At 70.3% G+C, this 16,139-nt stretch carries 18 protein-coding genes; 12 read left to right on the top strand and 6 right to left on the bottom strand.

Annotation, left to right across the window (positions count from 1 at the left end; all coding sequences use genetic code 11):
• Positions 1 to 59: 59 nt before the first annotated feature.
• Complete coding sequence (locus AACL56_RS03385) at positions 60 to 1,643, bottom strand: phospholipase D family protein (protein ID WP_339088426.1); 1,584 nt, start codon at positions 1,641 to 1,643, stop codon at positions 60 to 62.
• A gap of 71 nt (positions 1,644 to 1,714) precedes the next feature.
• Between AACL56_RS03385 and AACL56_RS03380 the strand changes: the two genes are divergently transcribed.
• The 5 genes from AACL56_RS03380 to AACL56_RS03360 all read left to right on the top strand — a co-directional run bounded on the left by AACL56_RS03380 (position 1,715) and on the right by AACL56_RS03360 (position 6,122).
• Positions 1,715 to 2,944: a nucleoside recognition domain-containing protein gene (locus AACL56_RS03380; RefSeq protein WP_339088425.1), complete on the top strand. Its 1,230-nt coding sequence runs from the start codon at positions 1,715 to 1,717 to the stop codon at positions 2,942 to 2,944.
• A gap of 233 nt (positions 2,945 to 3,177) precedes the next feature.
• Positions 3,178 to 3,687 (top strand): flavin reductase family protein, encoded by a 510-nt coding sequence (locus tag AACL56_RS03375; protein ID WP_339088424.1) that lies wholly within the window; start codon positions 3,178 to 3,180, stop codon positions 3,685 to 3,687.
• On the top strand, positions 3,687 to 4,181 hold the full coding sequence (locus tag AACL56_RS03370; protein ID WP_339088423.1) for a BON domain-containing protein: 495 nt from the start codon (positions 3,687 to 3,689) through the stop codon (positions 4,179 to 4,181). Before AACL56_RS03375 ends, AACL56_RS03370 begins: the two co-directional genes overlap by 1 nt.
• 94 nt (positions 4,182 to 4,275) lie before the next feature.
• The gene (locus tag AACL56_RS03365; RefSeq protein ID WP_339088422.1) at positions 4,276 to 5,184 is read left to right on the top strand and encodes a DMT family transporter; all 909 of its coding nucleotides are present in this window, start codon (positions 4,276 to 4,278) and stop codon (positions 5,182 to 5,184) included.
• 5 nt (positions 5,185 to 5,189) lie between these two features.
• Entirely contained in the window at positions 5,190 to 6,122 is a 933-nt protein-coding gene (locus AACL56_RS03360) for a glutaminase (protein WP_425336977.1), read from the top strand.
• On the opposite strand, the gene AACL56_RS03355 is transcribed toward AACL56_RS03360, so the two are convergent.
• Positions 6,123 to 7,115, bottom strand: coding sequence for an NAD-dependent epimerase/dehydratase family protein (locus AACL56_RS03355; RefSeq protein ID WP_339088420.1), 993 nt, complete (start codon positions 7,113 to 7,115; stop codon positions 6,123 to 6,125).
• Positions 7,116 to 7,211: 96 nt separating this feature from the next.
• Here AACL56_RS03355 and AACL56_RS03350 point away from each other — a divergent pair, with 96 nt between their 5' ends.
• Together AACL56_RS03350 and AACL56_RS03345 are read left to right on the top strand one after the other, a co-directional pair.
• A complete protein-coding gene (locus AACL56_RS03350; RefSeq protein ID WP_339088419.1) occupies positions 7,212 to 8,141 on the top strand; it encodes a LysR family transcriptional regulator in 930 nt (309 codons plus the stop codon).
• Positions 8,138 to 8,629, top strand: a complete 492-nt coding sequence (locus tag AACL56_RS03345) for a hypothetical protein (RefSeq protein ID WP_339088418.1) — start codon at positions 8,138 to 8,140, stop codon at positions 8,627 to 8,629. Before AACL56_RS03350 ends, AACL56_RS03345 begins: the two co-directional genes overlap by 4 nt.
• A gap of 21 nt (positions 8,630 to 8,650) precedes the next feature.
• Here the strand turns inward: AACL56_RS03345 and AACL56_RS03340 are convergent, their stop codons facing one another.
• The gene (locus AACL56_RS03340; protein ID WP_339088417.1) at positions 8,651 to 9,541 is read right to left on the bottom strand and encodes a LysR family transcriptional regulator; all 891 of its coding nucleotides are present in this window, start codon (positions 9,539 to 9,541) and stop codon (positions 8,651 to 8,653) included.
• A gap of 137 nt (positions 9,542 to 9,678) precedes the next feature.
• Between AACL56_RS03340 and AACL56_RS03335 the strand changes: the two genes are divergently transcribed.
• The 3 genes from AACL56_RS03335 to AACL56_RS03325 are packed head-to-tail and all read left to right on the top strand — an operon-like array spanning position 9,679 to position 11,970.
• The gene (locus AACL56_RS03335) at positions 9,679 to 9,873 is read left to right on the top strand and encodes a DUF1127 domain-containing protein (protein WP_339088416.1); all 195 of its coding nucleotides are present in this window, start codon (positions 9,679 to 9,681) and stop codon (positions 9,871 to 9,873) included.
• Positions 9,874 to 9,925: 52 nt separating this feature from the next.
• The gene (locus AACL56_RS03330) at positions 9,926 to 11,608 is read left to right on the top strand and encodes a hypothetical protein (protein WP_339088415.1); all 1,683 of its coding nucleotides are present in this window, start codon (positions 9,926 to 9,928) and stop codon (positions 11,606 to 11,608) included.
• 14 nt (positions 11,609 to 11,622) lie between these two features.
• Positions 11,623 to 11,970 (top strand): hypothetical protein, encoded by a 348-nt coding sequence (locus tag AACL56_RS03325; protein WP_339088414.1) that lies wholly within the window; start codon positions 11,623 to 11,625, stop codon positions 11,968 to 11,970.
• Positions 11,971 to 11,999: 29 nt separating this feature from the next.
• Here the strand turns inward: AACL56_RS03325 and AACL56_RS03320 are convergent, their stop codons facing one another.
• The 3 genes from AACL56_RS03320 to AACL56_RS03310 all read right to left on the bottom strand — a co-directional run bounded on the left by AACL56_RS03320 (position 12,000) and on the right by AACL56_RS03310 (position 14,502).
• Complete coding sequence (locus AACL56_RS03320; RefSeq protein ID WP_339088413.1) at positions 12,000 to 12,701, bottom strand: uracil-DNA glycosylase family protein; 702 nt, start codon at positions 12,699 to 12,701, stop codon at positions 12,000 to 12,002.
• Complete coding sequence (locus AACL56_RS03315) at positions 12,673 to 13,503, bottom strand: isocitrate lyase/PEP mutase family protein (RefSeq protein ID WP_339088412.1); 831 nt, start codon at positions 13,501 to 13,503, stop codon at positions 12,673 to 12,675. Before AACL56_RS03315 ends, AACL56_RS03320 begins: the two co-directional genes overlap by 29 nt.
• Before the next feature lie 75 nt (positions 13,504 to 13,578).
• Positions 13,579 to 14,502, bottom strand: coding sequence for a LysR substrate-binding domain-containing protein (locus AACL56_RS03310; protein ID WP_339088411.1), 924 nt, complete (start codon positions 14,500 to 14,502; stop codon positions 13,579 to 13,581).
• 126 nt (positions 14,503 to 14,628) lie between these two features.
• Between AACL56_RS03310 and AACL56_RS03305 the strand changes: the two genes are divergently transcribed.
• Both AACL56_RS03305 and AACL56_RS03300 read left to right on the top strand, forming a co-directional pair.
• Complete coding sequence (locus AACL56_RS03305; protein ID WP_339088410.1) at positions 14,629 to 15,495, top strand: fumarylacetoacetate hydrolase family protein; 867 nt, start codon at positions 14,629 to 14,631, stop codon at positions 15,493 to 15,495.
• A gap of 31 nt (positions 15,496 to 15,526) precedes the next feature.
• A complete protein-coding gene (locus AACL56_RS03300; protein WP_339088409.1) occupies positions 15,527 to 16,135 on the top strand; it encodes a VOC family protein in 609 nt (202 codons plus the stop codon).
• The last annotated feature ends 4 nt before the right edge of the window (positions 16,136 to 16,139 follow it).

Below are 16,139 nucleotides of genomic sequence, written 5' to 3'. Positions count from 1 at the left end.
GGAAATGTAATGCACCGCCCCCTTCCGGAGATGACAAAGAAGCTTCGCCGGTAGGCTTCCTACAACAGTTCCTCGCCCACGATGGGCAGCAGCAGCCAGTTCTTGAAGCGCAGCCAGAGGAACTCGCCGGGCTCGTCCTCGTGGACGATGTCGCCGCCGGCGTCGTCGTATTCGAGCCACTGCACGCGCCGCCCGTCGGGCCCCAGCCGCAGCCGGTAGCCGAGGTTGACGCGGTCGCCGGCCATCAGCTTGTCGTAGTCTTTCACCAGTTCGGGGCTGTCGATGACCAGCCCCATCTCGGTGTTGACCGCGGCCGAGCGGTGGTCGAGGTTCATCGAACCGACGAAGAAGCGGTCGTCGTCGATCACCGCCAGCTTGGCGTGCAGGCGGCTGATCGACTTGCCGAAGTCGCCGAAGCGGCCCGAGCGCCCGGTGAGCGTGGGCGCGATCTCGTAGATGGTGACGCCGATCTTCAGCATGTCGGCGCGGTAGCGCTCGTAGCCCGCATAGGCCAGCGGCTCGTCGGTGGCGCCCAGCGAATTGGTGACCACCGTGATGCGCCCGCCGTTCTCGATCGCCTTCTTCATCATCGCCATGCCGCGCGCGCCCGGAATGAAGTACGGCGAGCCGATCTTCACCTCGCGCCTGGCCGAGTTGATGACGTTCAGCGCGCCTTCCGTCACGCTGCCTTCGTAGGCGGCGTCGGGCTTGCGCGTGATCTTCTCGGGCGAGTCCACGAACAGCGTGGACGGCGCCCAGTAGCGCTCCACGTTGCCGGTGATGAGCTCCTGCCCCACCGGCGGCTTGTTGAGCACGTCGCGCTGGTGCATGGCCACGTCGGGCACCGCCGTGCGCGCAATGGCGTCGAAACGCTTCTGAGCCTCCTCCACCGGCAGGCGCTGCGGCGCGACCTGTTCGATGGGGCGCACATGCTCGCTGTTCCAGTAGCGGTCGAAGCCTTCGGACATCTCGCGCACCACCGGGCCGCTGGACAACACGTCCATGTCGATGAAGTTCGCCGCGGTGCTGCGCATGAAGTACTCGTTGGCGATGTTGCGCCCGCCCGATACCGCGAAGCTGTTGTCGGCCACCAGCAGCTTGTTGTGCATGCGGTGGTTGATGCGGCCGAAGTCGGTCAGCGAGAACAGCAGCCGCGCCGACAGCGAACTGGCGCGCGAGGGCAGCGGATTGAACAGGCGCACCTCGATGTTCGGGAACGCCGACAGCGTGCTGAACACCTCGTCCTCGCCGCCGGTGTAGAGATCGTCCACCAGCAGCCGCACGCGCACGCCGCGCGCGGCGGCCTCGCGCAGTTCCTTCAGGAACAGCAGGCCGACGTCGTCCTTCTGGATCAGGTAGTACTGCACGTCGAGCGACTTCTCGGCGTGCCGCGCAAGCGAGATGCGCGCGTCGAACGCGAAGGCCGCCTCCGGCAGCAGCCGGAAGCCCGACAGCGCCGTGGAGCCGCCCGGCGTGCCCTTAGCCGCGAGCTGCGCCAGCTCCGTCTGCGACACGTCAGCGGCGGAAAGCGCCGTGACCACCGGCATCGGCCTGGGCGGCGGAAGGCTTGCGCAGCCGGCCAGCCAGAGCGCAGCCGCGCCCAGTGCCAGGGCGGCGAATCGGCGGATGGTGGCGGCAGGCATGGGCCGCACTTTAGCTCGCGGCGGCCCGGAATGGCGGCCTATGATCGGGCCGCAAAAAAAGGAAAAGACGCGTGCTCAACGGCTTGTGGCTGGGTTTCTTCGGGATGGCGGCGCTCGCGGCGCTGGGACGATGGCTCGTCGGGGGCGACCCCACCGTGTTCGCCGCGCTGGTCGAGAGCCTGTTCGCGATGGCACGGCTCGCGGTCGAGGTGATGGTGCTGCTGTTCGGCACGCTCACGCTGTGGCTCGGCTTCCTGCGCATCGCCGAGGCGGCGGGGCTGGTGGGCTGGCTCGCGCGGCTGCTGGGGCCGCTCTTTCGCCGCCTGATGCCCGGCGTGCCTGCGGGACATCCGGCACTCGGTCTCATCACGATGAACTTCGCGGCCAACGCGCTCGGGCTGGACAACGCCGCCACGCCGATCGGCCTCAAGGCGATGCGCGAATTGCAGCGGCTCAATCCCGACCCGGTGACGGCCACGAACGCGCAGATCCTGTTCCTGGTGCTTAACGCTTCGTCGCTGACGTTGCTGCCCGTCACCATCTTCATGTACCGCGCGCAACAGGGCGCCGGCGACCCGACGCTGGTGTTCCTGCCGATCCTGCTGGCCACCAGCGCCTCGACGCTGGTGGGGCTGCTGTCGGTGGCCGTGGCGCAGCGCCTGCGGCTGTGGGACCCGGTGGTACTGGCCTACCTCGTGCCCGGCGCGCTGCTGCTGGGCGGCTTCATGGCGCTGCTTGGCACGCTGTCCGCCGCCGCCATTGCGTCGCTGTCGTCGCTGCTGGGCAACCTCACGCTGTTCGGCGTGATCATCATGTTCCTGCTGGCGGGCGCCATCAGGCGCATCAAGGTCTACGAGTGCTTCATCGAAGGCGCGAAGGAAGGCTTCGACATCGCGAAGAACCTGCTGCCCTACCTGGTCGCCATGCTCTGCGCCGTCGGCGTGCTGCGGGCTTCGGGCGCGCTCGAGTTCGTGCTCGACGGCCTGCGCTGGCTGGTGAACGCCGGCGGTTTCGACGCACGTTTCGTCGACGCCATGCCCACCGCGCTGGTCAAGCCGTTCTCGGGCAGCGCGGCACGCGCCATGCTCATCGAGACCATGAAGAGCCAGGGCGTCGACAGCTTCCCCGCGCTGGTGGCCGCCACCATCCAGGGCAGCACCGAGACCACCTTCTACGTGCTGGCCGTGTACTTCGGCGCGGTCGGCATCCAGCGTGCGCGGCACGCGGTGGCCTGCGCGCTGCTGGCCGAACTGGCCGGCGTGGTCGCGGCCATCATGGTCTGCTACTGGTTCTTCGGCTGAGCCTGGGGCTCGACCACCGGGAACATTGGCTCGAAAGGGCCACCCACCCGGCGGCCGGCCTCGGGCCCATGCAGACACATTGCAGCCTGGTGACCCTCGCAGGACGTACCCTCTCACTTGCGGCCACCGCCTATTCCCGGCTGGTGACCGAGTTGATGCGCCCCGCCAAGCAGCCCCCCGGGTCGCTGAGCCAAAATGGCCTTCTGCCCTCCAAGCCCTTGCAGACTTTCCCAGTGACCACTCCCCGACGGGCCCAGCCGCCCTCCTTTTCGCCCGCCGAGTTCCGGGAAGCGCTCGGCATGTTCGCCACCGGCGTCACTATCGTCACCGCGCGCGCGGCCGACGGCACGCTGGTCGGCCTTACCGCCAACTCCTTCAACTCGGTGTCGCTCGCGCCGCCGCTGGTGCTGTGGAGCCTCGCGCGCGCGGCCGGCTCGATGCCCGCGCTCAGCGCCGGCTCGCACTACGCCGTCAACATCCTGGCCGCCAGCCAGAAGGCACTGGCCGAGCGCTTCGCCACCCGGAACATCGACCGCTGGGCCGACGTGGTCTTCACCGAAGGCATCGGCGGCGCGCCGGTGCTGGCGGGAGCCGCGGCCAGCTTCGAGTGCTTCAACCGCAGCCGCTACGACGAAGGCGACCACGTGATCTTCGTGGGCGAGGTCGAGCGCTGCACCCACGACGCCGGCGCCTCGCCGCTTCTGTTCCACGGCGGGCGCTTCTACACCGAGCATCCCTTGTGATGCACCGCCCTGCGCTCTTGCTCGTCTCGCTGCTCGCCGCGCAGGCCGGCACGGCGCAGGAAACCGCGGGGCCGACCAAGCAGAACTGGTTCGACGACCCGTTCTTCCAGGTCTCCGCCGGACTGCCGGCCTGCGCCACGCCCGAGGGTCCGTTCTACACGGCCGAGGAGCGCCGCCTGCAGACCCATTCGCGGCTGGAGCGCGGCACCAGTTGCTGGCTGGCCGGCCAATGCGCCGACAGCAATGCCTACCGCTACGACAAGCCCCTCGCACCCAAGGTGCGTGCCGCGCTGCGCGCCGTGCCGGGCGTGGACCGGGGCAGCGTATGGGTCGTGATCCAGCGCCGCTGGGTGTACCTGCAGGGCTGCGTGCCGAACACGGCGCTGGCGAGAAAGCTGGAGCGCGCCGCACGTGCACTGCCCGACGTGGAGACCGTGGTGCCCGACCTGATGACGGGCACGCGTGGCAAGCCGCCGTATCCGGTGGCGAAGTGATCTCCGCACCGCACGCTGTTGTACACCGGCTCCGCGGCCGCGATACGATCATCGGACGAATTGGCGGCCACGCGCCGCGACCGATTGACCGCGAATGATCCAGCGCAAGACCCACCTCGACAGCCTCGCCATCGGCCTGCTCATTGCCTGCTGCGCCTTCTGGGGACTGCAGCAGATCCTCATCAAGACGACCGTCACCGAAGTGCCACCGCTGTGGCAGGCGTCGATCCGCATGGTCGGCGCCACGGCGCTGCTGTGGCTGTGGTGCGTGCGGCGCGGCGTGCCGCTGTTCGAGCGCGATGGCACGCTGTGGCCCGGGTTGCTGGCAGGGCTGCTGTTCTCGGGCGAGTTCGCGGGCATCTACCTCGGGCTGCAGAACACCAGCGCGTCGCGGCTCACGGTGTTCCTCTACACCGCGCCCTTCTGGGTGTCGCTGCTGCTGCCGCGCTGGGTGCCCACCGAACGGCTGCGCGGGTTCCAGTGGCTGGGCCTGCTGATCGCCTTCGCGGGGGTGGTGCTGGCCTTCAGCGAGGGCTTCGGCCACATGAGCTCGACGCAGCTGGTCGGCGATGCGCTGGCGCTCGCGGCCGGCATGCTCTGGGGCCTGACCACGATCACGCTGCGCACCACGCGCCTGGCCACGGCCAGCGCCGAGAAGACGCTGTTCTACCAGGTGGCCGTGACGGCCGCGGTGTGCCCGCTGCTGTCGCTCGCGCTGGGCGAGCACTGGGGCTTCGCATACTCGGCGGCAGCCTGGGGCTCGATCGGCCTGCAGACCGTGGTCGGCGCGTTCGCCAGCTACCTCGCATGGATGTGGCTGCTGCGGCACTACCCGGCCACGCAGATGTCGTCCTTCACCTTCCTCACGCCGCTGTTCGCGCTGGTGTTCGGCGTCGTGCTGCTGAAGGAGCCGCTGACGGCGCAGCTGATCGTGGCGCTGGCGGGCGTGGCGCTGGGAATCGTGCTGGTGAACCGCCGGCCCGCGGTACAACGCCCGGCATGAAAGCCATGAACCGATTCCAGCCGGTGCTCGACGAGATCGCCGCCACCCTGCGCCCGCAGCTCGGCCAGGGCGGCACCGTGGCGAGCTACATCCCGGCGCTGGCGCGCGTGGATGCACGGCAGTTCGGCATCGCACTGCGCACCTGCGAAGGCGAAGAGGCCGGCGCGGGCGACTTCGAGACGCCTTTCTCCATCCAGAGCGTGTCGAAGCTCTTCACGCTCACGCTCGCCATGCAGCGCATGGGCGACGCGCTGTGGGAGCGCATCGGCCGGGAGCCCTCGGGCAACCCTTTCAACTCGCTGGTACAGCTCGAGAACGAGCAGGGCAAGCCGCGCAACCCGTTCATCAATGCCGGTGCCATCGCGGTGGCCGACCGGCTGGTGAGCCAGTCGAGCGCCAACGGCGGCAGCGCCAAGGCCGACATCCTCGCGCTCATGGGCAGCCTGTGCGGCGAGCCCATCGGCTTCGACGACGAGGTGGCGCAGTCGGAAGCCGAGACGGGCTTTCGCAACATCGCGCTGGCCAACTTCATGAAGAGCTTCGGCAAGATCGACAACGACGTGGCCGAGGTGCTCGACACCTACTTCCACCAGTGCGCGCTGCGCATGAGCTGCCGCCAGCTGGCGCGCGCCGCGGCCTTCCTGTGCCGCGACGGCGCCCACCCGATCGACGGCCGGCCAGCGATCACCGGCGAGCGGCAGACCCGCCGCATCAACGCGCTGATGCTGACCTGCGGCACCTACGACGCCGCCGGCGACGTGGCCTTTTCCATCGGCCTGCCCTGCAAGAGCGGCGTGGGCGGCGGCATCGTGGCGGTGGTGCCCGACAAGCTCACGCTGTGCGTGTGGTCGCCGGCGCTCGACGCCACCGGCAACTCGCTGCTCGGCATGAAGGCGCTCGAGATGTTCGTCGCCCGCACCGGCCTGTCGGTCTTCTGATCAGGCGGCGGCGGGCACCGGCGCTCCGGCGAGGCAGCCCATGCCTTCGAGCGAGGCTTCCACGGCCTCTTCGAGCGGGGTGTAGGGCTCGCGGCCGAGCAGCGCCAACAGCTTCGCGTTGTCCATGGCCACCGGAGTGCGCCACAGGTAGCGCATCTCGCGCAGTTCGCGGAAGGTGGCGACGAAAGGCGATGCCAGCAGCAGCGACCACCACGGGAAGGCCGACACGCGCACCTCGACGCCGGTGCGGCGCGCCACCACGCGGCGGATGGCCTCGCTCATGCGCGTGCCGTCGGCATCCCAGTGGCCGGCCATGTGGAAGCTGGCAAAGGCGTCGAGCCTGTCGCGCACCGCGAGCAGCTCGACCATGGTGCGCGCCACGTCGGGCAGGTACGACCAGTGGTGACCGACGCCGGGGCTGCCCGGGTAGCTCACGACCGAGACCGGCCGCCCTGCCTTCACCAGCCCCTGCGAGAACCAGTTGTTGCCGGCCCGCGGGCCGAAGAAATCGCCGGCACGCACGACCAGCACCCGCACGCCCTCGCCTCCGCGGCTGGCGGCCTCGAGCCGCCGCTCCATCTCGACGCGGATCGCGCCCTTGCGCGTGACCGGGTGCTGCGGCGAATCCTCGGCCAGCAGCGGGAAGGCATCGGGCCCGTAGTTGTAGACGCTGCCGGGCAGCACGATCGTCGCGCCTTCGGCCCTCGCGGCGGCAATGCTGTGGTCGAGCATCGGCAGCACCAGCTCCGACCAGCGGCGGTAGCCCGGCGGATTGACCGCATGCACGATGACTTCGCAACCGCGCGCGGCTTCGCGCACGGCCTGCGCATCCATCGCGTCGCCGGGCATCCACTGGATGCCGTCACGCAGCCCGGCGGTAACGCCGCGCCTGAGCGCGCGCACCTGCCAGCTTGCATCGCGCAGCTGGCGGGCGACCTCGCCGCCGATGCCGCCCGTTGCGCCAAGAACCAGAACCGTGCCGTTGCGTGCCATGGGATACCTCCAGAACAGTGATCGATGGATGAATTCTGGGCAGGACGCAGTTCGAATGGAATTGCCGAACACTTGCCATCGGCCATACATTTCCGTATGACCTGGAACATCAGCTGGGAGCTCTACCGCTCCTTCCTCGGCGTGCTGCGCGAGGGGTCGCTGTCGGGCGCGGCACGCGCGCTCGGCATCACGCAACCCACCGTCGGCCGGCACGTCGCGGCGCTCGAGGAAGCGCTCGGCGTGGTGCTCTTCACGCGCTCGCAGACGGGGCTGTTGCCCACCGAGGTGGCGCTGGCGCTGCGCAGTCATGCCGAGGCCATGGAGAGCACCGCCGCCTCGCTGCAGCGCGCGGCCGCCAGCCAGGGCGAAGGCGTGCGCGGCGTGGTGCGGGTGTCGACCAGCGAGGTGGTCGGGGTGGAGGTCCTGCCGCCGATCGTGGCGAAGCTGCGCGAGGCGCACCCGGCACTGAAGATCGAGCTGGTGTCGACCAACCGCGTGCAGGACCTGCTGCGGCGCGAGGCCGACATCGCCGTGCGCATGGTGCGCCCGCGCCAGGAGCAGCTGGTGGCGCGCCGCATCGGCGACATCGAGCTGGGCTTCCATGCGCACCCGGACTACCTCGCGCGCCACGGCACGCCGCGCACGCCCGAAGAGCTGGCGGCGCACACGCTGATCGGCTACGACCAGCCTTCGGCCTTCGTGCGCGATGCGATCAAGTCGTTCAAGGGCTTCACGCGCGAAGCCTTCTCGATGCGCACCGACAGCGACCTCGCCCAGCTCGCGCTGATCCGCGCGGGCGCGGGTATCGGCGTGTGCCAGGTCGCGCTGGCACGCCGCGGCCCGCCGCTGGTGCGGCTGATGCCGCGCGCCCTCTCGCTGAAACTCGAGACCTGGGTCACCATGCACGAGGACCTGCGCGCGAGCCCGCGCTGCCGCGTGGCCTTCGATGCGCTGGCCGAGGGCCTGCAGGCCTACATCGGCGCGCAGGGGACAATGGGGCGCGCAAGAACTCCCGCATCCCGATGACCGACACGAACGACTCAGAGACCCTTCCCCTGCAGCAAGACCGCCTCTGGCGCGACGACCGCTGGACCGCCCGCATCATCAAGAACGAGGAAGACGACGGCTGGGCCGTCGAGATGACCCGCCACGGCGACCCCGAGCCCGCCCTGGTCGGCCCCTGGACCATGGGCCGCGACAAGAAGAACCCCAAGCCGCTCGACGGCCCCGCCTTCTCCACGCTGGTGAAGACCGCGGCCGAAGTCATCCGCCGCCACGAACAGCAGTTGCACGCCGCGCTCAACAAGAGCGTGACCGTCACAGCGCGCAACGACCAGCGCGTTCGCGTGGTGCTGGCCATCGTGCCCGACGAGGACAACCCGTCGGCCACGCTCACCGCCTATGACGACGCCGACGACTCGGAACTGGCCAGCGTCAACGTGTCGCCTGCGTTCAGGCTCACGGCGTCGAGCGCCACCGCCTGGATCGAGTCGGAGTACGCCAGGCCGCGATGAGCCCGGCGCCTCGCTGAAGCCTCAGGCCTGACGGAAGGCCGTCAGCACCTTCAGCACGCTCAGCGTCGCGCCGTCGAGCAGCGCGTGCTGGCGATGCGCGATGCCCACGCGGCGCGTGAGTTTCGGCGTCACCGGCAGGACCTGCATGCGGTCGTTGCGCCCGGTGTCGGTGCTCTGCTGCAGCGGCAGCAGCGCAGCGCCATAGCCGGCCGCCACCAGGCTGCGGATGGCCGCGTCGTAGTTGAGCTCGATGCGCGCGCGCGGCGCGAAGCCGGCCTCGGCGAACCATTCCATCGTGAGCCGGTACATGTGCGTGGTGGCTTCGTTGAAGATCAGCGGCTGTGCCGCGAGCCACGCCGGCGTGACGCGCTTCGGCGCCTTCGTGCGGCGCGGCACGAAGGCCATCATGGGCTGCTCGCACCAGGGTGTGACGACGATGCCACGCATCGGCGGCTGGGGCATCGCCACCAGGCCGATGTCGAGCGTGCCCGCCGCGAGGCGCTCCATGGCCTCGTAGGAGCCGCGGATGCTCACCTCGACGTCGATGCCCGCGTGCTCCGCGCCCAGGGCCTCGAGCACCTGCGGCAGCAGGTCGACCAGCACGCCGGTCGACGTGCCCAGCCGCACCCGGCCCACCCGGCCTTCCGCCTGGCGCTTGACCGTCTCCACCGCATCGTCGGTGTCGCGCAGCAGCTTGCGCCCGCGCTCCACCAGGGCCGCGCCGGCCGGCGTGGGCGTGACGCGCCGGTTGCCGCGCACCACCAGCGGCACGTCGAGGCGGGATTCGAGTTCGCTGATGTGCAGGCTCACCGTGGGCTGCGCGAGGTGCAGCGCCTTGGCAGCGGCGGAGAAGGTGCCGAGGTCGGCAATGGCGATGAGGGTGCGCAGTTGGTCGAGGTTGAGCTGTCGCATGGCGTGAGCAAGGCGTGTCGGTGCGGCTGACGCGATGTTTTCGATATCAGGGAAGCTGATGGATCGTGTCAGAAATCTCAACTTCCACAATATCACGCACCGCAGGAAGATGAGCGCTCTCAACCAAGGAGCCCATCGTGACCGCGCCGAAGCCATCGTTCTTTCATCAGCGCCTGATGCATGCCCTGCGCGGCTGGCGACGCCGCATGACGAGGGGACGCCGCGCGCGCACCGACATGCGGCAGCTGACCGGCATGAGCGAGCACGAGTTGCGCGACCTCGGCATCGGGCGCAGCGAGGTGCCCGGGTTGCTGGACCGCCACCGCTACTGATCAGCGCGGGCCGTTCGGATCGACGGCCTCTTTTTGAGGTTCAATCCGGGACGTGCCCAAGTCCGTTGCGTCCCCAGCCCTGCTCTCGATCGAGCTCACGTCGCCCCAGTCGGTCGACGGCCGCCGCGCGGCTTTCCAGTCGCTCTGGCTGCTGGTTCGCATGCAGCACGCCCACGAGGCCGGCACGGGCCTCGTGAGGCTGGCGGACCTGCGCGGCGAGGTGTCCGATGCGAGCACGCTGCGCATGGTGGTGAGCCGCGCATTCCGCGACTTCAAGGCCTGGGGCATCGAGGTCGGCTGGGGCGAGGACACGCAGCGCGAGCCCCGCTTCCTGAACGCCGAGCGGCGCAGCCAGGGCCCGTTCTGGCTGCCGGCTTCCGAAGCGAAGCGAGTGCGCGTGCTGGTCGACGGCCATGCCGCCACCGCGAAGGAGGTGGCCTCGTTCCTCGGCCTGCGTTCGCGCAAGGCGCAGGGTGCGGGCGCAACGCCGCCCGATGCGGTGCACCTGCAGGACGCCGCCTTCTGGAAGCAGCTGGTCGCATCGCAGCAGGCGGCGCGGCAAGGGCGGCTGATGGCGCCGGTGGCAGGCCATGCCGGCGGCGGCAACGGCAGTGCGCTGGAGTCGATCCGCCTCGCCGGCACGCTTGCCGCCACCGACTTCCAGCGCGCGCTGGTCACGCTGAACGAAGCCATGCTGTGGCGCCGGCTCGGCGACAACGAGCAGGCGCGGCGCCGGCTGCAGGCGCTCAAGAAGCAGCGGCTCGCGCACCACGTGGCGGGCAACGACTACCTCGGCGCGATGGAATGCATCGTCTCGGCTTGGTGCGCCTACACCGCGCGCGACCTGCCGCTGGCGCAGTCGCTGCTGGGTGGCATGGCCGAGGACGCATCGCGCGCGCTGGTGCTGCGCCACCATCCCGACGTGCGCTTCGAGTGGTGCAACCTGTGGGCGCTGGCGTGCCGCTCGCAGGCGCTGGCGCTCGCGGCCGGCGACAAGCCTGCCGCCGCCGCGCTGGCCGAGGAGTCGCTGCGCCGCTTCGGCGAGGCGCTGGCGGCGGCGTTCGAGTCGCACTCGTTCGACGCGGCGCAGCACGTGGCCGCCAACATGGGCATGGCGGCCTGGCTGTTCGACCGCGTCGGACTCTCCGACCTGCCTGCGCTGGCGCACGACGGCAACGCGGACACCACGCGCCGCGCGGTGCAGTGGATCGCCTTCAGCGAATGGCTGTGCGGCCACACCGACGGCCAGGGCCGCTCGGCCTGGAACGCGATCTACCTGATGCGCATCGCGCGCGGGCACTGCAGGCCGCCGGACAATGAAAAACAACCCACGCTCGCGCAATTCCGCGCGCAAAAGCCGCTCGACCCCGCGGCCGTCTCCCGGCTGGCCGGACCGCTCGCCGATGCATTCGACGCCACGAACTGGCCCGCGCGCTGGGTGCAGGTGGCGCAGGCGAGGCTGGCCGACCACCAGGCCGGGCGCCGCCGCTACCCGGGGCTGCAGCACTGCAGCCTGCTGTTCGAGCACGCCTGGTACGCCGCGCATGCAGGCGAGCTGGAGGCGGCCGGGCACTCGCTGGCCTTGCTGCGCGAGGCGCTGCCGCAACTCGTGCCCAGCGACCGGGCCTATTTCACCGAGTCGTGGAACGACCAGCTGCCCGCCGAACTGGTGCTGGAGGCCCGCCCGCCGCGGCGACCTTCGGCACGCAGCAAGCCCGCGCCGAAGGCGCGCTGAACCGAACTTCTCCGATGTCCGACAAGCCCGACGAACCCATCGACCTGGCCGCGCACCGCGAACGCCGCATGCGGCTGGAAAGGCAAAGGCTGAGACAGCGCGCCGCCGCCCAGGCTTTGCGCGATGCGCCGCCATCGAACGAACCCGGCCCCGGCGAAGTGCCCTGCGCCCGCTGCGGCGAGCCCATCTTCGGCTACGTGCGCCAGTGCCCGCACTGCGGCGTGCACTTCAGCGGCGACGCCGAAACCTACGCGCCGAAGGAAGGGATGTCGCGGCGCACCAAGTGCATCGTCGCGCTGGTGGCCGTGGCGTTGCTGCTGATGGGACTGAGCGACGACATCGCGCGCTGGCATTGGTGGTGAGGCGCGCGCCGCCGGCCTTTCACCGGCATTCACCGGATGCGCCTGCTGCTGCGCGCGGATGCGCCCGGCGATGCGGGTGAAGGCGCCGGCCCTGTCCGCTCCAAGGTGAGCGATGGCGCAAGCGCAAGCTGCACCCGCTCGCGCAGCACCGGCAGCACATCGCTCTCGAACCACGGATGGTGCTTGAACCAGCCCGTGTTGCGCGGCGACGGATGCGGCAACGGGATGAAGCGGGGCGCGTAATCGGCGAAGGCCTCGACGGTCTCGGTGACGCCGGCGCGCGCCTTCGCGCCCAGCACATGGCGCTGCGCATACTGGCCGACGAGCAGCGTCAGCTCGACCTGCGTCATCTGCGCGAGCAGCCTGTCGTGCCACAGCGCGGCGCATTCGCGGCGCGGTGGCAGGTCGCCGCTGGTGCCGCGGCCCGGGTAGCAATAGCCCATCGGCATGAGCGCGACGCGCGCGGCGTCGTAGAAGATGGCGCGGTCGATGCCGAGCCAGCGGCGCAGTTGCTCGCCGCTGCGGTCGTCCCATGGCACGCCGGTCTGGTGCACGGTGAGGCTCGGTGCCTGGCCGATGATGAGCAGCCGCGCGCTCGCGCTGGCCTGCAGCACCGGGCGCGGCCCGAGCGGCAGGTGCAGCGCGCAGGCACGGCAGGCGCGGATCTCGGTGAGCAGCGCGTCGAGCGGTCCCGCCACGAAGTCAGTCTGCGAACGGCCGGAAGAAGGCATTGAGTTCGTTGCCCGCCGCTGCATCGGCGAAACCGTCGAAGCGGCCCTGCTGCGCCAGCGTGCGCGCCGCGCGAATGAAGCCGCCCCAGGCCGCGCGCGCCATGCCGCCGCCCACGCTGACGCGGCGCACGCCGAGCCCGGCGATGTCCTGCATGGTGAGTTCGCTGGTCCCGCCCACGAGCAGGTTCACGGGCTTGGGCGCCACGGCGGCCACCACGGCCGCGATCTGCTCGCGGGTCTTGATGCCGGGCGCGTAGAGGCAGTCGGCGCCGGCGTCCGAGTAGGCCTTGAGCCGCGCGATGGCGTCGTCGAGGTCGGGCCGGCCGGCGAAGAAGTTCTCGGCTCGGCCGATGAGCATCACGTCGGCGCCCGAGGCGTCGATGGCCTGGCGCGCGGCACGCAGGCGTTCGACGGCCACGTCGAGCGGAAACAGCGGATCGGCGGCGTTGCCCGTCGAGTCCTCGATGGAAAGCCCCGCCACGCCGGTCTCGATGGCCAGGCGCACACTCGCGGCCACGCCCTGCGCGTCGGGCGCGAAGCCGTTCTCGAAGTCGGCGTTCACCGGCAGGTCGGTGGCTTCCACCAGTTCCTGCAGGTGCGCCAGCATGCGCTCGCGCGACATCGCGCCGTCGGCGTGGCCCTGCGACCACGCGAACCCCGAACTGGTGGTGGCCAGCGCCTGGAAGCCCAGGCCTTCGAGAAAGCGCGCGCTGCCGATGTCCCACGGGTTGGGAATGACGAAGCAGCCTTGTTCGTGGAGCGTGCGGAAGGCGGCGCGCTTCTGGGCGACGGTGCGGGTCATGGCGGGCCTCGGCTTTCTTGGAGGGAGCGTCTGTGGGGTCTGTGGGTCTGCGGGGCTGGCGGGAAATCCGGGCGATCAGGATAAGCCCGCGCGCCCGGCCGCCTCGCCGGGCGGGTTTTGCAGCAGGTGGTCGATGAATGCGCGCACCGCCGGCAGCATGCCGCGCCGCGAGGCGAAGGCGGCCTGGATCTCGCTGGCCGCGCACGCCCATTCGCCGCACAGGCGCACCAGCCGGCCTTCGGCGAGCGCATCGCGGCACATGAGCTCGGGCAGCAGCGCGAGTCCCATGCCCTGCTCGGCCAGGTGCCTGAGCGCGAACATGTCGTCGGTGACGAAATGCGGCGTGAACGACAGCGATTGTTTCTCGCCCTGCGCGCCGCGCTCCAGCGTCCACAGGTAGCGCTCGTTCCCGTCGGGCAGCGACAGCACGGGCCACGCGGCCAGGTCGCCGAGCGCCTGCGGCGTGCCGAGCCGCGCCACCAGCGCCGGGCTCGCCAGCAGCACGTCGACCGTGCCGCCGAGGCGCCGTGCGACCAGGCTCGAATCCTCGAAGGGCGGGCGCCGCACGCGCAGCACCACGTCGACGTTCTCCTGCAGCGGATCGACGCGCCGGTTGCTCACCTCGAGCCGCAGCCGCACGCCGGGGCAGGCGCGCATGAAGGCCGGGATCAGCGGCGTGAGCCAGAACTGCGCGAGCGTGAACGGGCAGCTCACGCGCAGCAGGCCCTGCGGCTGAGCGGTGGCCTGGCGCACCACGTCGAAGGCTTCCTCGCCCGCGGCCACCGTCGCCTGGCAGCGCTCGTAGAACTGCCGGCCCACGCTGGTGAGCAGCAGCCGGCGCGAGCTGCGCTGGAGCAGCCGCACGCCCATGCGTTCCTCGAGCTGGGAGATGCGTCGGCTCAGGCGCGACTTGGGAATGCCCAGGTGGCGGCTCGCGGCGCTGAAGCCCTGCTGCGTGACCACGTGGGCGAAGAGGGCCAGGTCGTTGAAGTCTTCCATGTCTCGCTCTGTTGTCGCCTCGTTGTCGTTCTGCCTGCAGAACGATCCGTTCTCTTTTGGCGAATTGTTCTGCATTCGTTCCATCAGCATCATCGATCGCTCCGCCACGGTCAACCTTCACGTTCCATGAAACTCGCCAGCTTCCACCACCGCGACGCCCTTCGCTTCGGCGTGGTCCGAAACGACGGCATCGCCGACCTGAGCGAACGACCCGGCGCGCCGCCCGGGCTGCGCGAACTGCTCGCGCGTGGCGACGAAGGCATGGCCTGGCTGCGCGCCGCGCTGGACGGCGCACCGCGCGTGGCGCTGTCCGACGTGCGGCTGGCCGCGCCCGTTCCCGCACCGCGCAAGTTCCTCGGCCTGGGCGGCAACTACGCCTCGCACCTGGCCGAAGCAGCCAGGGTGGGCCTGGTGCGGGCACCGGGGCAGGTGTGGTTCAACAAGCAGGTGTCGTGCGTGGCCGGGCCCTTCGACGAGGTGCACCGGCCGCACGTGTCCGGGCAGTTCGACTACGAGGGCGAGTTGGGCGTGGTCATCGGCCGGCGCTGCCGCCATGTGCGCGCGGAAGACGCGATGGCGATGGTCGCGGGCTACGTGGTGGTGAACGACCTGAGCGTGCGCGACTGGCAGATGCGCGCGCCCACGCACACGCTCGGCAAGTCCTTCGACACGCACGGCCCGTTCGGCCCCTGGCTGGTGACGCACGACGAGATTGCCGACCCGCATGCGCTGCGGCTGCGCACCTGGGTCAACGGCGAGCTGCGGCAGAACGGCAGCACCGCGCAGATGATCCACCGCATAGAGGCCATGCTGGTCGAACTGAGCACCGCCTTCACGCTGGAGCCCGGCGACGTGCTGGCCACCGGCAGCCCCGCGGGCGTGGGCGGGCTGATGGACCCGCCGCGCTACCTGGTGCCGGGCGACGTGGTGCGCGTGGAGATCGAAGGCATCGGCCACATCGAGAACCGCGTCATCGAAGAGCCCGAGGCCTGAGCAACGCATTCCCGGAACAAGGAAACACGCCATGAACGACATCGCCCTGCCCGCCCGTGCCCTGCCCGACTTCACCCGCGCCGCGCTGCGCCCCGTCAAGCTCGCGCACGTGGTGCTGCGCGTGAGCGACCTCGCGCGTTCGCGCGCCTGGTACCTCGAGGTGCTGCAGGCGCATGCCGCATTCGAGAACGACATGCTGTGCTTCCTGACCTACGACGACGAACACCACCGCATCGGCCTGATCGCGCCGCCGGGCCTGAAGCACGAGGCCGACGCCAGCACGGGGCTGGAACACATCGCCTTCACCTACGGTTCGCTCGGCGAGCTGCTGGCCAACTACCGCCGGCTGGCCGCGCGAGGCATCCGGCCCTACTGGTGCATCAACCACGGGCCGACCGTGTCGATGTACTACCGCGACCCCGACGGCCACCGGCTCGAACTGCAGCACGACGTGTTCGAGACCGCCGAAGACATCAGCGCCTTCTTCGCGGGCGGCGCCTATGCGGAGAACTTCATGGGCGTGGTGTTCGAGCCCGAGGCGTTGATCGCGCGCTTCGAGGCCGGCGAGCCGCTGGCCTCGCTCACCGCGCGGCCCGGGCTGCCGGAGGGCAAGGGGCCGTGGGACATGTTCGTGCCCTGACCCC

It is taken from the genome of Variovorax paradoxus, from assembly GCF_902712855.1.
GTDB classification, from domain to species: Bacteria; Pseudomonadota; Gammaproteobacteria; order Burkholderiales; family Burkholderiaceae_C; genus Variovorax; species Variovorax paradoxus_Q.
This window is presented reverse-complemented; position numbering and strand designations above follow the sequence as displayed.